This window comes from Kosakonia sp. Marseille-Q7440, from assembly GCF_965119485.1.
Map to the genome: position 1 here is coordinate 2062060 of NZ_CBCPLT010000001.1, position 15421 is coordinate 2077480.

Genomic DNA, 15421 nt, shown 5'->3' on the forward strand with positions numbered 1-15421 from the left:
CTGCAGGCGGTAGGTTGCGGTTGGCGTGCTCACTCGGCTTCTCCCTGCGATAAACGAACGATAATGGCATTCTGCGCCAGTTCGGCACCCGTCTCAGGCCAGGCAAAAAGCGTTTCGCCCGGCAGTTCCGGTAACGGCTGGCTGGCCGTACCGATATTCAGCGCCATGGAGAGCGTGCCCTGCGGCAGCGCCCAGCGCACGGCGATAAAACCGGGCGCGGTGGCAATAATCTCGCCCTGCTGGCGGGTTGCGCCGCGCAATAGCGGCACGATGTGCTGCTGGCGCAGTGCGAGCAGTTCACGGCTGAACGCCAGCCAGCGCTGCCCTTCCACGCTGTGCGGACGCGTCCAGTCGAGCTGGGAGCGGGTGAAGGTTTCCGGATCGTTCGGATCGGGCACATCTTCCCCTTCATGCCCGGCGTGGCCTTCAAATTCGCGCGTGCGCCCTTCGCGCACCGCTTTTGCCAGATCGCCGTGGAAATCGGTAAAGAAGAGGAACGGATTGGTTTCGCCATACTCTTCGCCCATAAACAGCAGCGGAATATGCGGCGACAGCAGCAGCGTTGCGAGCATCACGCGGGTGCGATCGGCTCCGGCTAATGAGATCAGGCGATCGCCCTGCGCGCGGTTGCCCACCTGGTCATGGTTCTGGATAAAGTCGACAAACGCCACCGGCGGTTGTTTAGTGCTGTCGACGCCGCGCGGTTCGCCCGCGTGCTGCGACACTTCGCCCTGGTAGGCAAAGCCTTCTGCCAGCACACGCGCCACCCATTTTTCCGGGCTGTCGGCAAAATCTTCGTAATAGGCATGGGTCTCGCCAGTGGCGAAGACGTGTACCGCATTGTGGAAATCATCGTTCCACTCGCCGGTAAAGAGCGTGGCGGTGCCGGACTCATCGCGCGGATGCAGCGAGACAATATTGCGGCTGTCTTCGGTGGTGAGATGGATCGGACGGTCGGTGATCTCCTGGCGAATGCGTTTGGCGATCTCAACCAGGATATGCGGCTCGTTGGTGTCCTCAATCTGGTCGATAGCGTCGAAACGCAGGCCGTCGAGGTTGTACTCATGCAGCCAGTAGAGCGGCGCTTCGCCAATATAGGCGCGCGCGGCGTCGACATCATACGCGATGCCCGCGCCCCACGGCGTCTGCCGCTCTTTGTGGAAGAAATCGGGCGACAGCAGCGGCAGGTAGTTGCCCTCCGGCCCAAAGTGGTTAAGCACGATATCGAGCACTACCGACAGGCCGTAGCCGTGGGCAGCGTCAACAAAGGCTTTGAAATCATCCGGCGTGCCGTAGGCGGAGTGCGGCGCATAGAGCAGCACGCCGTCGTAGCCCCAGCCGCGGGTGCCGCCAAATTGCGAGACCGGCATCACCTCAACCATGGTGACGCCAAGCTCGGCGAGATAAGGTAATTTTTCGATGGCCGCCTGAAAGGTGCCCTGCGGCGTAAAGGTGCCGATGTGTAATTCGTAAACCACCGCCTCTTCCCACGGGCGGCCCTGCCAGTCAGCGTGTTGCCACTGATAGCTGTCAGGATCGACAACCAGCGACGGGCCGTTAACCTCTGCCAGCTGGCCGCGCGAGGCGGGATCGGGGATCGCCATACCGTCGGCGAGGACAAATTGATACTGCGCGCCTGCGTTCACGCGGGAGACGGTGGTTTCAAACCATCCCTCTTCGCTGCGCGTCATCGGCTTCTCCTGCCCGTCAAGACGCAGCGTTACGCTCTGCTGACCGGTGGCCCACAAACGGAAGCGAACCGCGCCGTCGGCCAGTCGCTCTGCACCCCATGTTTTTGAAAACGTTTTGGTCGCCATGCAATTACCTCTCCACGATGCCACGATGAACAATCATAGACGATAATTTGCAACCCGATGGGCGCTGGTCGGCGGTGTACGTCGCCCGGTACAGCGCTGTATACCGGGCGATAGTGGTTATTGTCTCTGCTTGTCCTCCTGCGCTTCGACCTCACGGTACCAGCGCGGATGGTGCTTCTTAGCCCAGCGGCGGCTCACTCTCCCCTCAATCATTCCGGTGATTGAGCCTTTCACCCAGAAGGCCATATAGATATGCACCAGGATGGCGAGCAGCAGAATAATCGCTGAGGTAGCGTGAAACAGCAGGCACCAGCTCGACGGGAAAAGAGCGCGATGCCCGAGAGCGCCTTGAGGAAAAAGGCGAGCACCATCATCCAGTGGCGGAACAGCTCGGTAATCGAGTAAGTGGTGGCGACATAGGGAAATGTTTCCGCGTTGCCCATGTTGTTTCGGTCACTGGCAAAGATCCTTGCCACCGGGCTGGAAACCACTTGCGGGTGCAGCGGGTTGGTGCCAATCGGCAATTTGATGGGTTCGTTTTGTTCCGGGAACGGGCCGTCGTTCATCTTGTCGAGGCAGAGATAAGATTTAACTTAAGCCGCTTTTATCTCTGCCCGTTTATTTAGCGCGTTGCCTCAAATATGCTTTTACCGATGCGTGCAATGGCATCGTTACTTTGCGCCAGCGTCGCTTCTGTTTGCGTAATATAGACAGAGACGATTATTGGCTGCCCTTTTTTCGGCCACACGACGCTGATAATTGAGCGCGAACCGTGGGCACCTGCGCCGGTCTTATCACCGATTTTCCAGCCGGACGGCAGCGACGCGCGCAGCAGCGCATCGGCAACTTTGTCATCCTTCATCCACTGCACCAGCTGCGCGCGGCTTTCGGGTTTGAGCGTGTTGCCAAGCGTCAGTTTCTCCAGCGTGCGGCTGACGGCGAGCGGCGTGGTGGTGTCCTGCAAATCGCCGGGCACGGCGCTGTTCAGCTCTGGCTCTTTACGATCCAGTCGCGTGACGTTGTCACCTAAACCGGCAAACCAGGCGGTGACTTTTTGCGGGCCGCCCAGTTTCTGCGCCACCAGATTAGCGGCGGTGTTATCGCTGTATTCAATCGCGGCGCTGCACACCTGCTGCCAGCTCATGCTTTTTGGCGCGACAAATTTACTGGTAACCGGCGAATAGTCCACCAGCGTCTCTTTGCTAAATTGCGTAGTGTCGCTGAGGGCAAACTCACCCCGATCAACCTTGCTGAGCAGCGCGCCGCAGAGCAGCGCTTTATGGGTGCTGTTCAGCGGAAAACGCTCATCACCGCGATAGCTGACACTCTTTCCTGAAGCGGTATCGATCACCGCAATACCGATGCGCGCGTGCAGCTTCTCCTCCTGCAAACGGGCAATGGCGGTAAGCGTTGCCGAATCGATGGTGGCGGCGTTGGCGGCTGACGCACCGAGCAGCAGCAGCGCGAGAAATGATTTAGCAGGCAGATGCATAGCGATAATCCTTGTCGTGGAATGAATATTATATCTGCCGGATTATGCCTGATGGCGCAGCGCTGCCATACTGCTGAGTGACAACTCACCTCATCCGGGGACACGATGCGCATTGCTCAACTTAGCGATATTCACGCCGCAGCGGATAATGACAACCTCGCCCGCCTGCGTGCCGCCATTGCGTGGCTTCTCGCCTTCCCGCCCGATATCGTGGTGGTAAGCGGCGATCTGGTGGACGATGGCTGGGCTGAGGGGTATCGCGATATTGCTGCACAACTCAGCCGGTTGCCCTGCCGCGCTCTGTTATTGGCGGGTAACGCCGATGATAAAGCGGTGATGTGCGCCACGATGCCGCAACTGGCGGGATATTCAGCCGATGAACCACTCCATTTCAATGAAACGGTTGAAGGAATTTCGCTGATTGGTGTGGATGTGACGGTTGCCGGGAAGAGCGGCGGCGATATTACGCCCCATCTGCCGTGGCTGGAGCAGGCTTTGCGCGAGTCGTCGCAACCGGCGATGCTGTTTTTGCATCAGCACCCCTTCCCGAGCGGTATTGCGCCGCTGGATATTGCAATGTGCGAAGGCGACAAGGCACTGGCGGCGCTGATTCACCGCCTGCCGCACGCGCCGCTGGCGATTTGCTGCGGGCATGTACACCGCGCGATGGCAGCGACCTTCGCTGGCGTGGCTGCCTACTGCTGCGGCTCCATCTGCCCGGCGAATCCGCTGCTGCTGGATGAGAAAAACGTTCCGCCGATAACCGATCCGGTTTCGCTGATGCTTCACGACATCGGCCCGCTGGGGCGTGTCAGCCATTTTATCGGCGTCGAAACGGTTGAGGATCGGTGATAAAAAAAGCTCCCCGCAGGGAGCTTTTTTGCATCTGGCTGTTACAGCGCGATACGAATGATATCGTCCGGCTGGGTGGCCTCTTTTTCGCGGCTCGACGCCTGTTTTACGCTGACGTAGAGCGTCTTGCCGTCCGGCGATAGCGCCAGGCTGTTCGGATGCGTCGGCGTGTCGAAGGTCTTCACGACCTTGTAGCTCTTCGCATCGATAACGCTGACTTTGCCCGCCTCGCGGTGCGTGACATAGACTTCGTTGCGCGCCGGGTTAAACAGCACCGCCAGCGATTCCGGTGCGGCGATGCGTTGCTGTACCTTGCCGGAGCGGGTATCGACAACCAGTACTTCCGCCGCTTTCGAGTCGGTGATAAAGGCGCGGTGACCGGCGATATCAAGGCTCAGGTTGAGGTAGAAGTGCTCTTTTCCGTCATCCTGCAACTTCTTGCGGTCGATGATCTTGTTAGTCGCGGTATCAATGGTCAGCAGTTCGCCATCGCCGTTGGTGCTGTAAAGGCGTTTCGCGGCTGCATCCAGCGCCAGACCGGTGCTGTATGTGCCGGTGTTGGCGATCGTGTTTTTCAGCGTCATCGCCGCGCCGTCAATTACCCAGATCGCGCTCTCATTACCCACGCCGGTAACGTAAACGGTATTGGTGGTGTCATCTACTACCAGTTCGCGTGGGCTAAGCGGACGCACCGTGTCGGAGCGTTTACGCGCATCAAGCACTACGTGGCCTTTAATATCGCCGGTTTTTGCATCGACGGCGGTGACTGAACCATTCACCGTATTGCCGAACCAGAGCGTCTGCGTCTGCTGGTTGATCGCCGCGCCAAACGGTTTCACATCGCTGTGAATGGCCTGGGTGATATCAAGGTTGGCCGGATCGAGGCGATAGATCACCCCGCCTTTGTCGGTTTTGCGGCTTTGCGAGGTGGCAACCCATAAGGCGTTCTCCTGCTGGCTGACGGCCATCTCATACGCACCCTTACCGACCGCTTTGCGCAGCATCTCTTCGGCAGCGTGGGCACTGAATGAGCCTGCCAGCAGCAGCGAACCGAGGAACAGCGCGCGGTGCAGGCGCGACGGGGAAAATTGAGCTAAAGACATAACGACTCCCTTTGTTGAAATGATGATTACGTTTTCACATGCGTCCAGTGCACGAAACTGTGGTTTCGTTTGTTGTTGTAGGTGAGAATAGTAATCATTAATGTTCATAAAGTGGAGCCTTAATCGCCGGGTGTGGCAAAATTTCTGTCGCGCTGTACGCTCATTCTTAACCTAACGTGCGTTCAACATTTTCAAAAAATTTACATATCCATTAACATGTTGCCGCATTTTTCTTTTTTTGCTCCTCTTTCAACTCGGTTCCGTCATGAAAATCATTTCAGTTACAAAGGTCACGCTGCCCGTTTTGCTGCTGCCTGTTGCACTCTCTACCTCCGCCTGGGCGGCCTCTGGTGAACAAACCATGATCGTCAGCGCTGCGCCGCAGGCGGTCTCGGAGCTGGATAGCCCCGCCGCCGTCAGCGTGGTTCAGGGCGATGATATTCGCCAGGCCGCGCCGCGCGTGAACCTCTCTGAATCAATGGGCAGCGTGCCGGGGTTACAGGTGCAAAACCGCCAGAACTACGCCCAGGATCTGCAACTTTCTATTCGCGGGTTTGGTTCGCGCTCAACCTATGGCGTGCGCGGTATTCGCCTCTATGTCGATGGTATTCCCGCCACCATGCCGGATGGACAGGGGCAGACCTCGAATATCGATCTCAACAGCGTCGAGCATATTGATGTGCTGCGCGGCCCCTTCTCTGCTCTCTACGGCAATGCTTCTGGCGGCGTGATGAACGTGACGACGCAGACCGGGCGCGAACCGGCCACCGTGGAAGCGAGCAGCTATTACGGCAGCTTTGGCAGCTGGCGCTATGGCATGAAAGCCACCGGCGCAATGGGCGACGGCACCCACGCGGGAGATGTGGATTACACCGCCTCGACCACCCGCTTTGTTACCCACGGCTATCGCGACCGCAGCGGTGCGCGCAAAAATCTGGCTAACGCCAAACTGGGCGTGCGCATCGATGAGGCCAGCAAACTGAACCTCATCTTTAACAGCGTCGATATTAAAGCGGACGATGCGGGCGGGCTGAGCCGCGAAGAGTGGCGGGCCAATCCGCGCCAGTCGCCGCGCGCCGATGCGTTTCACACGCGCAAAACCATCAAACAGACCCAGGCGGGCCTGCGCTATGAGCGTCAACTGACCGAGCGCGACGATCTGAGCGTGATGATGTATGCCGGTGAGCGCGAAACCACGCAGTACCAGTCCATCCCCCGCGCGCCGCAGCTCAAACCGACTCATGCTGGCGGAGTGATCAACCTGAGCCGCCACTACCAGGGCATTGATACGCGCTGGACGCACAAAGGCGAACTGGGCGTGCCGATGACCTTCACCGCCGGGCTGAACTACGAAAACATGAGTGAAGAGCGTAAAGGCTACGAAAACTTCATCATGAGTGGCGCCACGCCGGAGTACGGGCAGAAAGGCAACCTGCGTCGTAACGAGCGCAACCTGATGTGGAACGTCGATCCCTATCTGCAAACCGCCTGGCAGCTTACTGAGAAACTCTCTCTGGATGCGGGCGTGCGCTATAGCTCAGTCTGGTTTGATTCCAACGACCACTATGTGACCGCGCAGAATGGCGATGACAGCGGTGATGCGAGCTACCACAAGTGGCTCCCGGCCGCCTCGCTGAAATATGCCGTCACCCCGGCATGGAATATCTACACCGCCGCCGGGCGCGGTTTTGAAACGCCGACCATCAACGAGCTCTCTTACCGCTCCGGCGATCAGAGCGGGCTGAACTTCGCGCTGAAACCGGCCACCAACGACACGCTGGAGATCGGCAGCAAAACCCGCATCGGTAACGGTCTGCTGACGGCGGCGCTGTTCCGCACCGATACCGATAATGAAATCGTTGCCGACAGCAGCAGCGGCGGGCGCACCAGCTATAAAAACGCCGGGAAAACGCGTCGCCAGGGCGTTGAACTCTCTGTCGATCAGCAGTTCGCCGGTAACTGGCGCGCGAAAGCGGCCTGGACCTGGCTGGACGCTACCTACCGCAGCGAAGTGTGTGGTGACGCTTCCTGCAAAGACAACCGCATTCCGGGCATCGCGCGCAATATGGGCTTTGCTTCACTCGGCTGGATGCCGGAGGAAGGCTGGTATGCCGGGGCTGATGTGCGTTATATGAGCAACATCATGGCTAATGATGAGAACAGCGCCAAAGCCCCTTCCTACACCGTCGCCGGGCTGAATACCGGGTATAAGTTCAACTATGGCAACTGGATGATGGATCTCTTTGGCCGCGTTGATAACCTCTTCGACCGCAACTATGTCGGGTCGGTGATCGTCAACGAATCCAACAACCGTTACTACGAACCGGCTCCGGGGCGTAACTACGGCGTTGGCTTATCGGTGGCCTACCAGTTTAATTAATCTACACCGCAGGCAATAAAAAGCCCGGCCATCATGCGCCGGGCTTTTTTATCGCTTCAGGCCATCAAAAGGTGGTCCAGCCCTCTTCGGCGAGTGCCGCTGCACGCGGTGTTGGCGGGATAAGCGTGCTTTTACCGCCCTTAACTTTCGCCGGTTTTACCTCATCACTGGCGAGACGGAATGCGGCAACCAGCTCTTCCAGCAGGCGCGCCTGCTCCTCCAGCGAACCCGCGGCGGAGGAGGATTCGCTTACCAGCGAGGCGTTCTGTTGGGTTGTGCTGTCAAGCTCGCCGACCGCGCGGGCAATCTGCTCAATGCCGCGGCTCTGCTCTTCTGAAGCGGAGGAGATCTCGCCCATAATATCGTTGACGCGCGTAACCGACTGCACCACCTGATCCATCGTCTCGCCCGCTTTGACCACCAGTTTGCTGCCAATATTGATGCGCGAAACCGATTCGTTGATCAGCTGTTCGATATCTTTCGCCGCCTGCGAACTGCGCTGGGACAAGCTACGGACTTCACCAGCAACCACCGCGAAACCGCGCCCCTGCTCGCCCGCCCTTGCCGCTTCCACCGCCGCGTTCAGCGCCAGAATATTGGTCTGAAAGGCAATGCTGTTAATCACCGCGGTAATGTCGGCAATCTTATTCGAACTGGTGTTGATATCGCCCATCGTATCCACCACCTGGCGCATCACCGTCCCGCCTTCACTGGCCGTTTTCGACGCCTGCGCCGCCAGGCTGCTGGCGTTGCGCGCGTTATCGGCGTTGTTTTTCACCGTGGCCGTTAACTGCTCCATGCTGGCGGCGGTTTGCACTACCGCAGCGGCCTGCTGTTCGGTGCGCGACGAGAGATCGGTGTTGCCATCGGCAATCTCGGTTGCCGCACGGGAGAGCTGCGTAACGCTGTTGCGCACTTCATGGATCATATCGCGCAGCCGGTCATTCATCCGTCCCATCGCGCCGGTTAACTGCCCCAGCTCGTCGCGGCTTTGCGCGCGAATTTGTGAGCTCAGATCGCCGCTGGCAATGCGTTCTGCCAGCGCCAGGTTGCGGTGAACCGGCCGGGTGATTTGGCGAATCACCCACCAGGAGACCAGCATGCCGAGCAGAATGGCAATCGCGCCGGTAATGGCGGTAATCGAACTGGAGGTGTAGGCCAGCTCTTCGTTGTGCGCTTTCACCAGCGCGATAATGTCACGCAGCGAGGCGCTGCTGGCGTCGCCGCCCACTTTGACTTTATCTTCCGCCGCTTTCAGTGCCTGCCAGGCGGTAAAGTAGTTCAGCGCCTGGCTGCGATAGCTAACGGTGTTGTCCCAGATAGCTTGCAACGGCGCTTGCAGCTCGCCCGGCAACTGGCTGTTCAGCGCCTGCACGTGGCTTGCGGTGGCGGCGAACTGCTGCTCAAGGCGATCGCGCGTGGCTGGGTCCGGGCTATAACGCACGACCAGCGCTGCATCGCGCACGCTGCTGATGGCAAAAAGTTGCTCGTAGATTTGCGCCATTACCGCCGGGTCGGCCACCGGGGTGCGCACCAGCGTGGTATAGCGGGCAGAGAGATCTTCCGTGCTCAGTTTATCGAGGTTTTCACGCAGGGTGCGCAGGTCGGCGGTCGCTTTTTGCATCTCGCCAATGCTGGCCTGAAAGGTCGCTAAATTGCGGGCAACATCATTAATAATTTTACGTTCGTTGCTTGACCAGCTGAGCGCGTCGGCGCTTGCGGTCAGTTCGGAGGCGTGACGGACATAGTTCGCCATCACCTGGCCTGATTTATCATCGCCATAAAAATATTTCAGCCGATTAATTTTTGCCTGGAATACTTCAATATTGATGTTGTACATCAAATTTGTTTTTTCATAGACGTCGCGAATTTCTTTAAAGCGCAGCACGCTGAGAATGGTGGCAAACGCGACCAGAAAAAGAACTACCCCGAATCCGACCGACAGCTTTCGACTAATTTTTATATTGCTTACCCGTTGGCTAATTGACATTTTTTCCCCTTGTCTAACGTCCATAGTGAGTGCCCGACTGCGCACGCGACAAGTTATCGGCAGGAAAATAAGCGGATTCAGGTAGCGGAGAGGTTATAGATAAAAAGTGTGATATTGATGCGCCCCATTCGCAAATTATTACCGGGGTGCATCAATATTTCTCATGAAATTATTGAGTCAGAGAATTATCACTTAGCGTTCAAATTGTCTGTGCACAATGGTTGAGCCTTCATCAATGGCTCGCCACACGGCGCGCTCACTGGCAAAAGCATCGCCCTCTTCTAATGCACAGAGCAGATCGTGGTAATGCTGCACGCGCATCAGATGCTCAGATGACGGATATAAGTAGTTATAGCAAGGGCCAATTCGCACCCATAGCTGCTCAATTAAAGCGCTAAGCGTAGGCATGCCGGCGTGGGCATAGACGCTAAAACGAAACACACGATTGGCCTGTAACGCCTGCTCGGTGTTGCCGCTTTTCATCGCTTCATCAACATTAATTGCCAGCGTACGCAGCTCGCGCAGCTTATCGCTGGTCATATTCTGGCTGGCAGCTCGCGCGGCCATGCCTTCGAGGTTTTTACGAATCTGATTGATTTCGTTATAGCGTTCCGCACTGACCTCCGGCACGAGAAAAGCCTGCGCCGGTGTGGCATGCAGCGCACCTGCGGAAACCAATCGCAGCAACGCTTCACGAACCGGGGTAATGCTCGTACCCAGCTGATCGGCGATTTCCTTCGTGATGAGTCTGGCGCCGGGTCTCAGGGCACCGACAATAAGCGCACTCTTTAAACTTGCCTCGACCTGCATGGTAAGACTCGTTCGCTGCGCTTTCTCCAAATCAAGCATGTTTGCATCCTGTATAAATTCTTTATTTTCTCAGCCTGGTAGCGTGTCCATATGGTTATGCCTAAAGATATATTTTATAAGTGCATGCCTGGTATTGGGTTATTGCGTAAAGTTAGAACAAAAAGTTATTTATTATGCACGACCACCAGGAACTGCCTCCACAAGGTCAACAATTCCTTATGCATGTATAATTAAAGCTGTTTTTCACAAAAATGCCCAATTTAAAATGGCGGTTTTTACCGCCATTTTTTTATTTAGTTTTCTGAGGCTACTTTTACTACAACTTTGCCGAAGTTTTTCCCTTCGAGTAGGCCGATAAACGCCTCTGGTGCCTGCTCAAGATCCTCCGTTACCTGCTCACGGTAATGAATGCGATCCTGTTTCAGCCAGCTTGCCATCTCCTGCTGGAATTCATGCAGCCGGTGACCATAATCCTGCATGATAATAAACCCCTGCAACCGAATACGCTTCTTCAGAATCGTCGCCATTAATAATGGAACGCGATCCGGGCCTTCCGGAAGGTCGGTAGCGTTATAATCGCTCACCAGACCACAGAGCGGAATGCGTGCCGAGGTATTTAATAACGGCAGCACGGCATCGAATACTTTGCCGCCGACGTTCTCATAGTAAATATCGATGCCCTGCGGGCAGGCCTTCGCCAGACGGTCGCTAAAATCGTCGGCATGGTGATCGATACACTCATCAAAACCGAGCACTTCCACGGCATGGCGACACTTCTCGCTGCCGCCCGCAACACCGACTACGCGACAACCTTTGATTTTACCAATCTGACCAACCGTTGCGCCAACTGGCCCGGTAGCTGCGGCAACCACCAGCGTTTCGCCCGCTTTCGGCTGGCCGATATCCAGCAAGCCCATATAGGCGGTAAAGCCCGGCATGCCAAGAATACCCAGCGCCCAGGACGGGTGCGGAATGTTGCTGTCGAGTTTCACCAGATCGTCACCGCTGGCGATGTCGTAATCCTGCCAGCCGCTACCGGCGAGAACCCAGTCGCCCTCGGCGAAGTCCGGGTGCTGCGATTTGACGACGCGGCTGACGGTGCCGCCGCACATCACTTCACCGATTTTTACCGGCGGCGAGTAGGATGGCGCGTCGCTCATGCGTCCGCGCATATAGGGATCGAGAGAGAGATAGACCGTGCGCAGCAGCACCTGGCCTTCGCCCGGTGAGGCGACCTCATCCTCCTCCAGCCGGAAATTCTCTGTGGTTGGCGCGCCATGCGGACGCGAAGCCAGTACCCAGCGGCGGTTGCGGTGTGAATGTTGGTTCATTTTGCTCTCCTGTGCAGTATGGACTAACTAATGATAGTAGACGGTTAACGTCCCCCGCGCGTTGGCATTACGTGGCGGCATGGTTGAGGCGCACCACCAGATAACGGCACGGCGCAAGGGTTTCGTTGATAAATCGGCAGTCGTTCGGCGGGCCCAATTCCAGACAATCCCCAGGCTGCATCTCATGGCGCGTCTCGCCTTCAAGAAACACCAGGCTGCCCTCCTGTAACCAGATAAGCTGACGCGCCAGCGCATAAGAGGAGGCAGGCATCGGGATATCGCTGCCGGGCGGCAGCTCAATCTGCACGAGATCGATTGGCAGGTCGCTGCGCGGCGAGACATGGCGGCGCAGATAGTGGGTTTGCGGATCGCGCCACACCGGCTGGCTGGCGAAGCGTAGCAGTTTGCCCTCCTGCATCTCGGCGCGGGCAATCAGCGTCGACATACTAATGGCAAACGCGCCGCAGATGCGCGCCAGCAGCGTTGCCGTCGGGCTGCTCTCTGCCCGCTCGATTTTGTGGATCATCGCCCGCGACACGCCTGCGCGTTCGGCGAGCTCCGTCAGCGACCAGCCGCGTGACTCGCGCTCAAGGCGAATTCGCGCACTGATCCGTTGATTTATATTGTCTGAGATAGTATTCATAACGTCATACTATAGTGTACAGATCAGGGGTTCAACCATGTCGATTCGTTATGCCGTGAAAGAGGATTGCGCGGCGATTGCCGCTATTTATAACCACGCCGTGATCAATACGGCGGCGATCTGGAATGATCAAACGGTGGATGCCGATAACCGCATTGCGTGGTTTGAGGCGCGCGCCCTGCTCGGCTATCCGGTGATTGTGAGCGAAGAGGATGGCGTTGTCACGGGCTACGCCTCCTTCGGCGACTGGCGCGCGTTCGACGGCTTTCGCCACACGGTTGAACACTCAGTTTATGTCCACCCGGATCACCAGGGCAAAGGCCTTGGTCTGGCGCTGATGGTGCGGCTGATTGAGGAAGCGAGGCGCATCGGTAAACATGTGATGGTTGCCGGTATCGAAGCGCAAAACCAGGGTTCGATCCATCTCCATCAGAAGCTCGGCTTTACCATTACCGGGCAGATGCCGCAGGTCGGCACCAAGTTTGGCCGCTGGCTGGATCTCACCTTTATGCAGCTTCAGCTCGATAACCGCACCGATCCGGACGCCCCGGCATGAACCAGTCCCTGACCCTCGCTTTTCTGGTTGCCGCCGGTATTGGGCTGGTTATCCAGAACACGCTGATGGTGCGCATTACCCAGTCCTCCTCCACCATTCTGATCGCCATGCTGCTCAACTCGCTGGTCGGCATTGTGCTGTTTGTCTCTATTCTGCTCATCAAACAGGGCGTTGGTGGCTTTCAGGAGCTGGTTGCCAGCGTCAAATGGTGGACGCTGATCCCCGGCCTGCTCGGCTCCTTCTTTGTTTTCGCCAGCATCAGCGGCTATCAAAATGTCGGCGCGGCAACCACCATCGCCGTGCTGATCGCCAGTCAGCTTATCGGCGGCCTGGTGATGGATGTGGTGAAGAGCGAAGGCGTGGCGCTGCGGGCATTGATTGGCCCGGTATGCGGCGCGGTGTTACTGGTGATCGGGGCCTGGCTGGTCGCCCGGCGACAGTTTTGAGGAATAAAAAAACGGGCCATTTGGCCCGTTTTGTCAGTGCACTATCAGAGAATCTCGCCACCTTTGGTGAGCTGCTCGCGCCGCGCTTCCGCATCCTCTTTATGCTGGCGTCCATGATGGGCGATGGCGTTACGCAGGCGCTGCTGCTGCTCGTAACGCGCTTCGCGGCTCAGTTCGCCATCATCGCTCAGGATAACCAGCAGTTCGTTCATGCCGATGATTGCCCCGTCGGCAATGGCGGCATCGACGCGGGCGGTAACCTCATCAAGATGTGACATACGCTCTCCTTAATTCAGCTTCGCTTTGGAAAAATCACTGCCCATCAGGCTGACGCTGTAGCCGGTGACGTTGCTGCGCGTCGCGTAGAAGGTTTTGCCGTTTGCCAGCGGGATCCACGGTGCCTGCTTATAGAAAATCTCCTGCGCCTGGCCGTAGAGTTTCGCGCGCTCAGCCGGATCGCTGACCAGCTTCGCTTTTTTCACCAGCTCGTCGTAAGGCTTGTCACACCAGCGCGCGGCGTTGGAGCCGGTCTTCACGCTGTCGCAGCCGAGCAGCGTATCGGCGAAGTTATCGGGATCGCCATTATCGGACATCCAGCCAAACAGCGCGGTGTCGTGCTCGCCTTTGCGCATGCCGGAAAGGTACTCGCCCCACTCGTAGGAGACAATCTTCGCTTTCACGCCCACTTTCGCCCAGTCGCTCTGGATCATCTCGGCGATACGGCGCGAGTTCGGGTTATAGGGGCGCTGCACCGGCATTGACCAGAGCGTCGCCTCAAAGCCCTTCTCCAGCCCCGCCTGTTTCAGCAGTGCTTTCGCTTTCTCAGGATCGTAGCTGTACTCCGGCAGGTCTTTGTTATAGCCGAGCATGTTTGGCGGCAGCGGCGATTTCGCCACGCTGGCGGAGCCCAGGAACACGGCATTCACAATCGCTTTTTTATCGGTGGCGTAGTTCAGCGCCTGGCGCACCAGCACGTTATCAAACGGTTTTTTCTCGGTGTTAAACGCCAGATAGCCGACGTTCAGCGCTTCAACCGTGTGAAGAGTTAAATCTTTATTCTTTTTGATCTGCTCAAACTGCACTGGGGCCGGGGCGGGAATAATCTGGCACTCGTTGGTTTGCAGTTTCGCCAGACGCGTCTGCACATCCGGGGTGATGGAGAAGATCAGGTGCTTAGTCGGCACCGGGCCATCCCAGTAGTTCGGGTTAGCGATATAGCGGATCAGCGCATCGGTTTTGTACTGCTGCAAGGCGTAGGGGCCGGTTCCGATTGGCCAGTTATCAACATTCTCCGGCGTGCCTTTTTTCAGCATCGCGTCGGCATACTCGGCCGAAAGAATCGAGGCAAAATCCATTCCCCAGTCGGCAAGGAAGGCGGCGTTCGGTTCATTGAGCACGAACTGAACGTGGTAATCATCGACCTTCTTCACCTCTTTAATCAGCTTATCCAGCCCGACATCGGTGAAGTATTCGTAGTTGCCTTTTGAGACGTTGTGGTACGGATGTTTGGCATCCATCTGGCGCATCACGGAGAAGATGACGTCATCGGCATTAAAGTCGCGCGTCGGTTTGAAATATTTGTTGCTGTTGAATTTGACGCCCTGGCGCAGCGTAAAGGTCCAGGTTTTGCCATCGTCGGAGACTTTCCACTCCGTTGCCAGTGACGGTACCGGAGTGTTTTTTACCGGATCGAAGGTGACCAGGCGGTTATAAAGCACCTGCGAGCTGGCGACAAACGACGGGCCGGAGCTGGCAATTTGCGGGTTGAAGGACTCCGGTGAGGCTTCGGAGCAGTAGATCAGTGTGTCGTTGGAAGCCGCAAACGCGGCGCTTGCCGGTAAGAGTGTGCTCAACGCCAGCGCGAGCAGTGTTTTCCCTGTGGTCATATGCAGGAGCCTTCTATTTTTATATGGAGTGGTAATCTCAGCACAGGCCGGGCGAACTGGCAAATAACCAATCTCTATCAAGTTATGCTAAAGCGGTTGTTTTTGCTGAAATATC

13 protein-coding genes and 2 pseudogenes are annotated in these 15421 nt (G+C 57.2%); 4 read left to right on the forward strand and 11 right to left on the reverse strand.

Translation table 11 applies throughout. The features are described from left to right. Positions 1-29: 29 nt before the first annotated feature. The 4 genes and pseudogenes from treZ to bla all read right to left on the reverse strand — a co-directional run bounded on the left by treZ (position 30) and on the right by bla (position 3309). Entirely contained in the window at positions 30-1817 is a 1788-nt protein-coding gene (treZ, locus tag ACWPW2_RS09525; protein ID WP_454122666.1) for a malto-oligosyltrehalose trehalohydrolase, read from the reverse strand. A 117-nt stretch (positions 1818-1934) separates the two neighbouring features. Beyond that, positions 1935-2129: pseudogene (locus ACWPW2_RS09530) on the reverse strand (formate dehydrogenase cytochrome b556 subunit); the annotation flags it as partial. Positions 2130-2191: 62 nt separating this feature from the next. After that, positions 2192-2392: pseudogene (locus ACWPW2_RS09535) on the reverse strand (hypothetical protein); the annotation flags it as partial. Between the two features lie 47 nt (positions 2393-2439). Further along, positions 2440-3309 (reverse strand): class A beta-lactamase, encoded by an 870-nt coding sequence (gene bla / locus ACWPW2_RS09540; RefSeq protein WP_454122668.1) that lies wholly within the window; start codon positions 3307-3309, stop codon positions 2440-2442. A gap of 105 nt (positions 3310-3414) precedes the next feature. On the opposite strand from bla, the gene ACWPW2_RS09545 reads away from it, so the two are divergent. Beyond that, positions 3415-4161, forward strand: a complete 747-nt coding sequence (locus tag ACWPW2_RS09545; protein ID WP_454122670.1) for a metallophosphoesterase — start codon at positions 3415-3417, stop codon at positions 4159-4161. 41 nt (positions 4162-4202) lie between these two features. On the opposite strand, the gene yncE is transcribed toward ACWPW2_RS09545, so the two are convergent. Then, on the reverse strand, positions 4203-5264 hold the full coding sequence (yncE, locus tag ACWPW2_RS09550; RefSeq protein WP_454122672.1) for a 7-bladed beta-propeller protein YncE: 1062 nt from the start codon (positions 5262-5264) through the stop codon (positions 4203-4205). 265 nt (positions 5265-5529) lie between these two features. On the opposite strand from yncE, the gene pqqU reads away from it, so the two are divergent. Next, positions 5530-7644, forward strand: coding sequence for a TonB-dependent receptor PqqU (pqqU, locus tag ACWPW2_RS09555; protein ID WP_454122674.1), 2115 nt, complete (start codon positions 5530-5532; stop codon positions 7642-7644). 64 nt (positions 7645-7708) lie between these two features. Here the strand turns inward: pqqU and ACWPW2_RS09560 are convergent, their stop codons facing one another. The 4 genes from ACWPW2_RS09560 to ACWPW2_RS09575 all read right to left on the reverse strand — a co-directional run bounded on the left by ACWPW2_RS09560 (position 7709) and on the right by ACWPW2_RS09575 (position 12418). Continuing rightward, positions 7709-9634, reverse strand: a complete 1926-nt coding sequence (locus tag ACWPW2_RS09560) for a methyl-accepting chemotaxis protein (protein WP_454122676.1) — start codon at positions 9632-9634, stop codon at positions 7709-7711. Between the two features lie 192 nt (positions 9635-9826). Further along, entirely contained in the window at positions 9827-10483 is a 657-nt protein-coding gene (locus ACWPW2_RS09565; RefSeq protein ID WP_042716634.1) for a GntR family transcriptional regulator, read from the reverse strand. Between the two features lie 254 nt (positions 10484-10737). Beyond that, positions 10738-11775: an NADP-dependent oxidoreductase gene (locus tag ACWPW2_RS09570; protein ID WP_454122679.1), complete on the reverse strand. Its 1038-nt coding sequence runs from the start codon at positions 11773-11775 to the stop codon at positions 10738-10740. Positions 11776-11842: 67 nt separating this feature from the next. Continuing rightward, the gene (locus ACWPW2_RS09575; RefSeq protein ID WP_023478637.1) at positions 11843-12418 is read right to left on the reverse strand and encodes a helix-turn-helix domain-containing protein; all 576 of its coding nucleotides are present in this window, start codon (positions 12416-12418) and stop codon (positions 11843-11845) included. 37 nt (positions 12419-12455) lie between these two features. On the opposite strand from ACWPW2_RS09575, the gene ACWPW2_RS09580 reads away from it, so the two are divergent. Both ACWPW2_RS09580 and ACWPW2_RS09585 read left to right on the forward strand, forming a co-directional pair. Then, positions 12456-12974, forward strand: coding sequence for a GNAT family N-acetyltransferase (locus ACWPW2_RS09580; protein ID WP_312117604.1), 519 nt, complete (start codon positions 12456-12458; stop codon positions 12972-12974). Next, positions 12971-13420, forward strand: coding sequence for a DMT family transporter (locus tag ACWPW2_RS09585; protein ID WP_454122682.1), 450 nt, complete (start codon positions 12971-12973; stop codon positions 13418-13420). The genes ACWPW2_RS09580 and ACWPW2_RS09585 overlap by 4 nt, the downstream gene beginning before the upstream one ends. A 44-nt stretch (positions 13421-13464) precedes the next feature. Here the strand turns inward: ACWPW2_RS09585 and ACWPW2_RS09590 are convergent, their stop codons facing one another. Then, positions 13465-13698 (reverse strand): YdcY family protein, encoded by a 234-nt coding sequence (locus tag ACWPW2_RS09590; RefSeq protein WP_023478778.1) that lies wholly within the window; start codon positions 13696-13698, stop codon positions 13465-13467. A 9-nt stretch (positions 13699-13707) separates the two neighbouring features. After that, positions 13708-15306, reverse strand: coding sequence for an ABC transporter substrate-binding protein (locus ACWPW2_RS09595; RefSeq protein ID WP_454122684.1), 1599 nt, complete (start codon positions 15304-15306; stop codon positions 13708-13710). Between the last annotated feature and the right edge of the window lie 115 nt (positions 15307-15421).

Coding starts and splice junctions, on each gene's coding strand:
- treZ (WP_454122666.1), bottom strand. CDS start 1,817: ATGGCGACCAAAACGTTTTCAAAAACATGGGGTGCAGAGCGACTGGCC.
- bla (WP_454122668.1), bottom strand. CDS start 3,309: ATGCATCTGCCTGCTAAATCATTTCTCGCGCTGCTGCTGCTCGGTGCG.
- ACWPW2_RS09545 (WP_454122670.1), top strand. CDS start 3,415: ATGCGCATTGCTCAACTTAGCGATATTCACGCCGCAGCGGATAATGAC.
- yncE (WP_454122672.1), bottom strand. CDS start 5,264: ATGTCTTTAGCTCAATTTTCCCCGTCGCGCCTGCACCGCGCGCTGTTC.
- pqqU (WP_454122674.1), top strand. CDS start 5,530: ATGAAAATCATTTCAGTTACAAAGGTCACGCTGCCCGTTTTGCTGCTG.
- ACWPW2_RS09560 (WP_454122676.1), bottom strand. CDS start 9,634: ATGTCAATTAGCCAACGGGTAAGCAATATAAAAATTAGTCGAAAGCTG.
- ACWPW2_RS09565 (WP_042716634.1), bottom strand. CDS start 10,483: ATGCTTGATTTGGAGAAAGCGCAGCGAACGAGTCTTACCATGCAGGTC.
- ACWPW2_RS09570 (WP_454122679.1), bottom strand. CDS start 11,775: ATGAACCAACATTCACACCGCAACCGCCGCTGGGTACTGGCTTCGCGT.
- ACWPW2_RS09575 (WP_023478637.1), bottom strand. CDS start 12,418: ATGAATACTATCTCAGACAATATAAATCAACGGATCAGTGCGCGAATT.
- ACWPW2_RS09580 (WP_312117604.1), top strand. CDS start 12,456: ATGTCGATTCGTTATGCCGTGAAAGAGGATTGCGCGGCGATTGCCGCT.
- ACWPW2_RS09585 (WP_454122682.1), top strand. CDS start 12,971: ATGAACCAGTCCCTGACCCTCGCTTTTCTGGTTGCCGCCGGTATTGGG.
- ACWPW2_RS09590 (WP_023478778.1), bottom strand. CDS start 13,698: ATGTCACATCTTGATGAGGTTACCGCCCGCGTCGATGCCGCCATTGCC.
- ACWPW2_RS09595 (WP_454122684.1), bottom strand. CDS start 15,306: ATGACCACAGGGAAAACACTGCTCGCGCTGGCGTTGAGCACACTCTTA.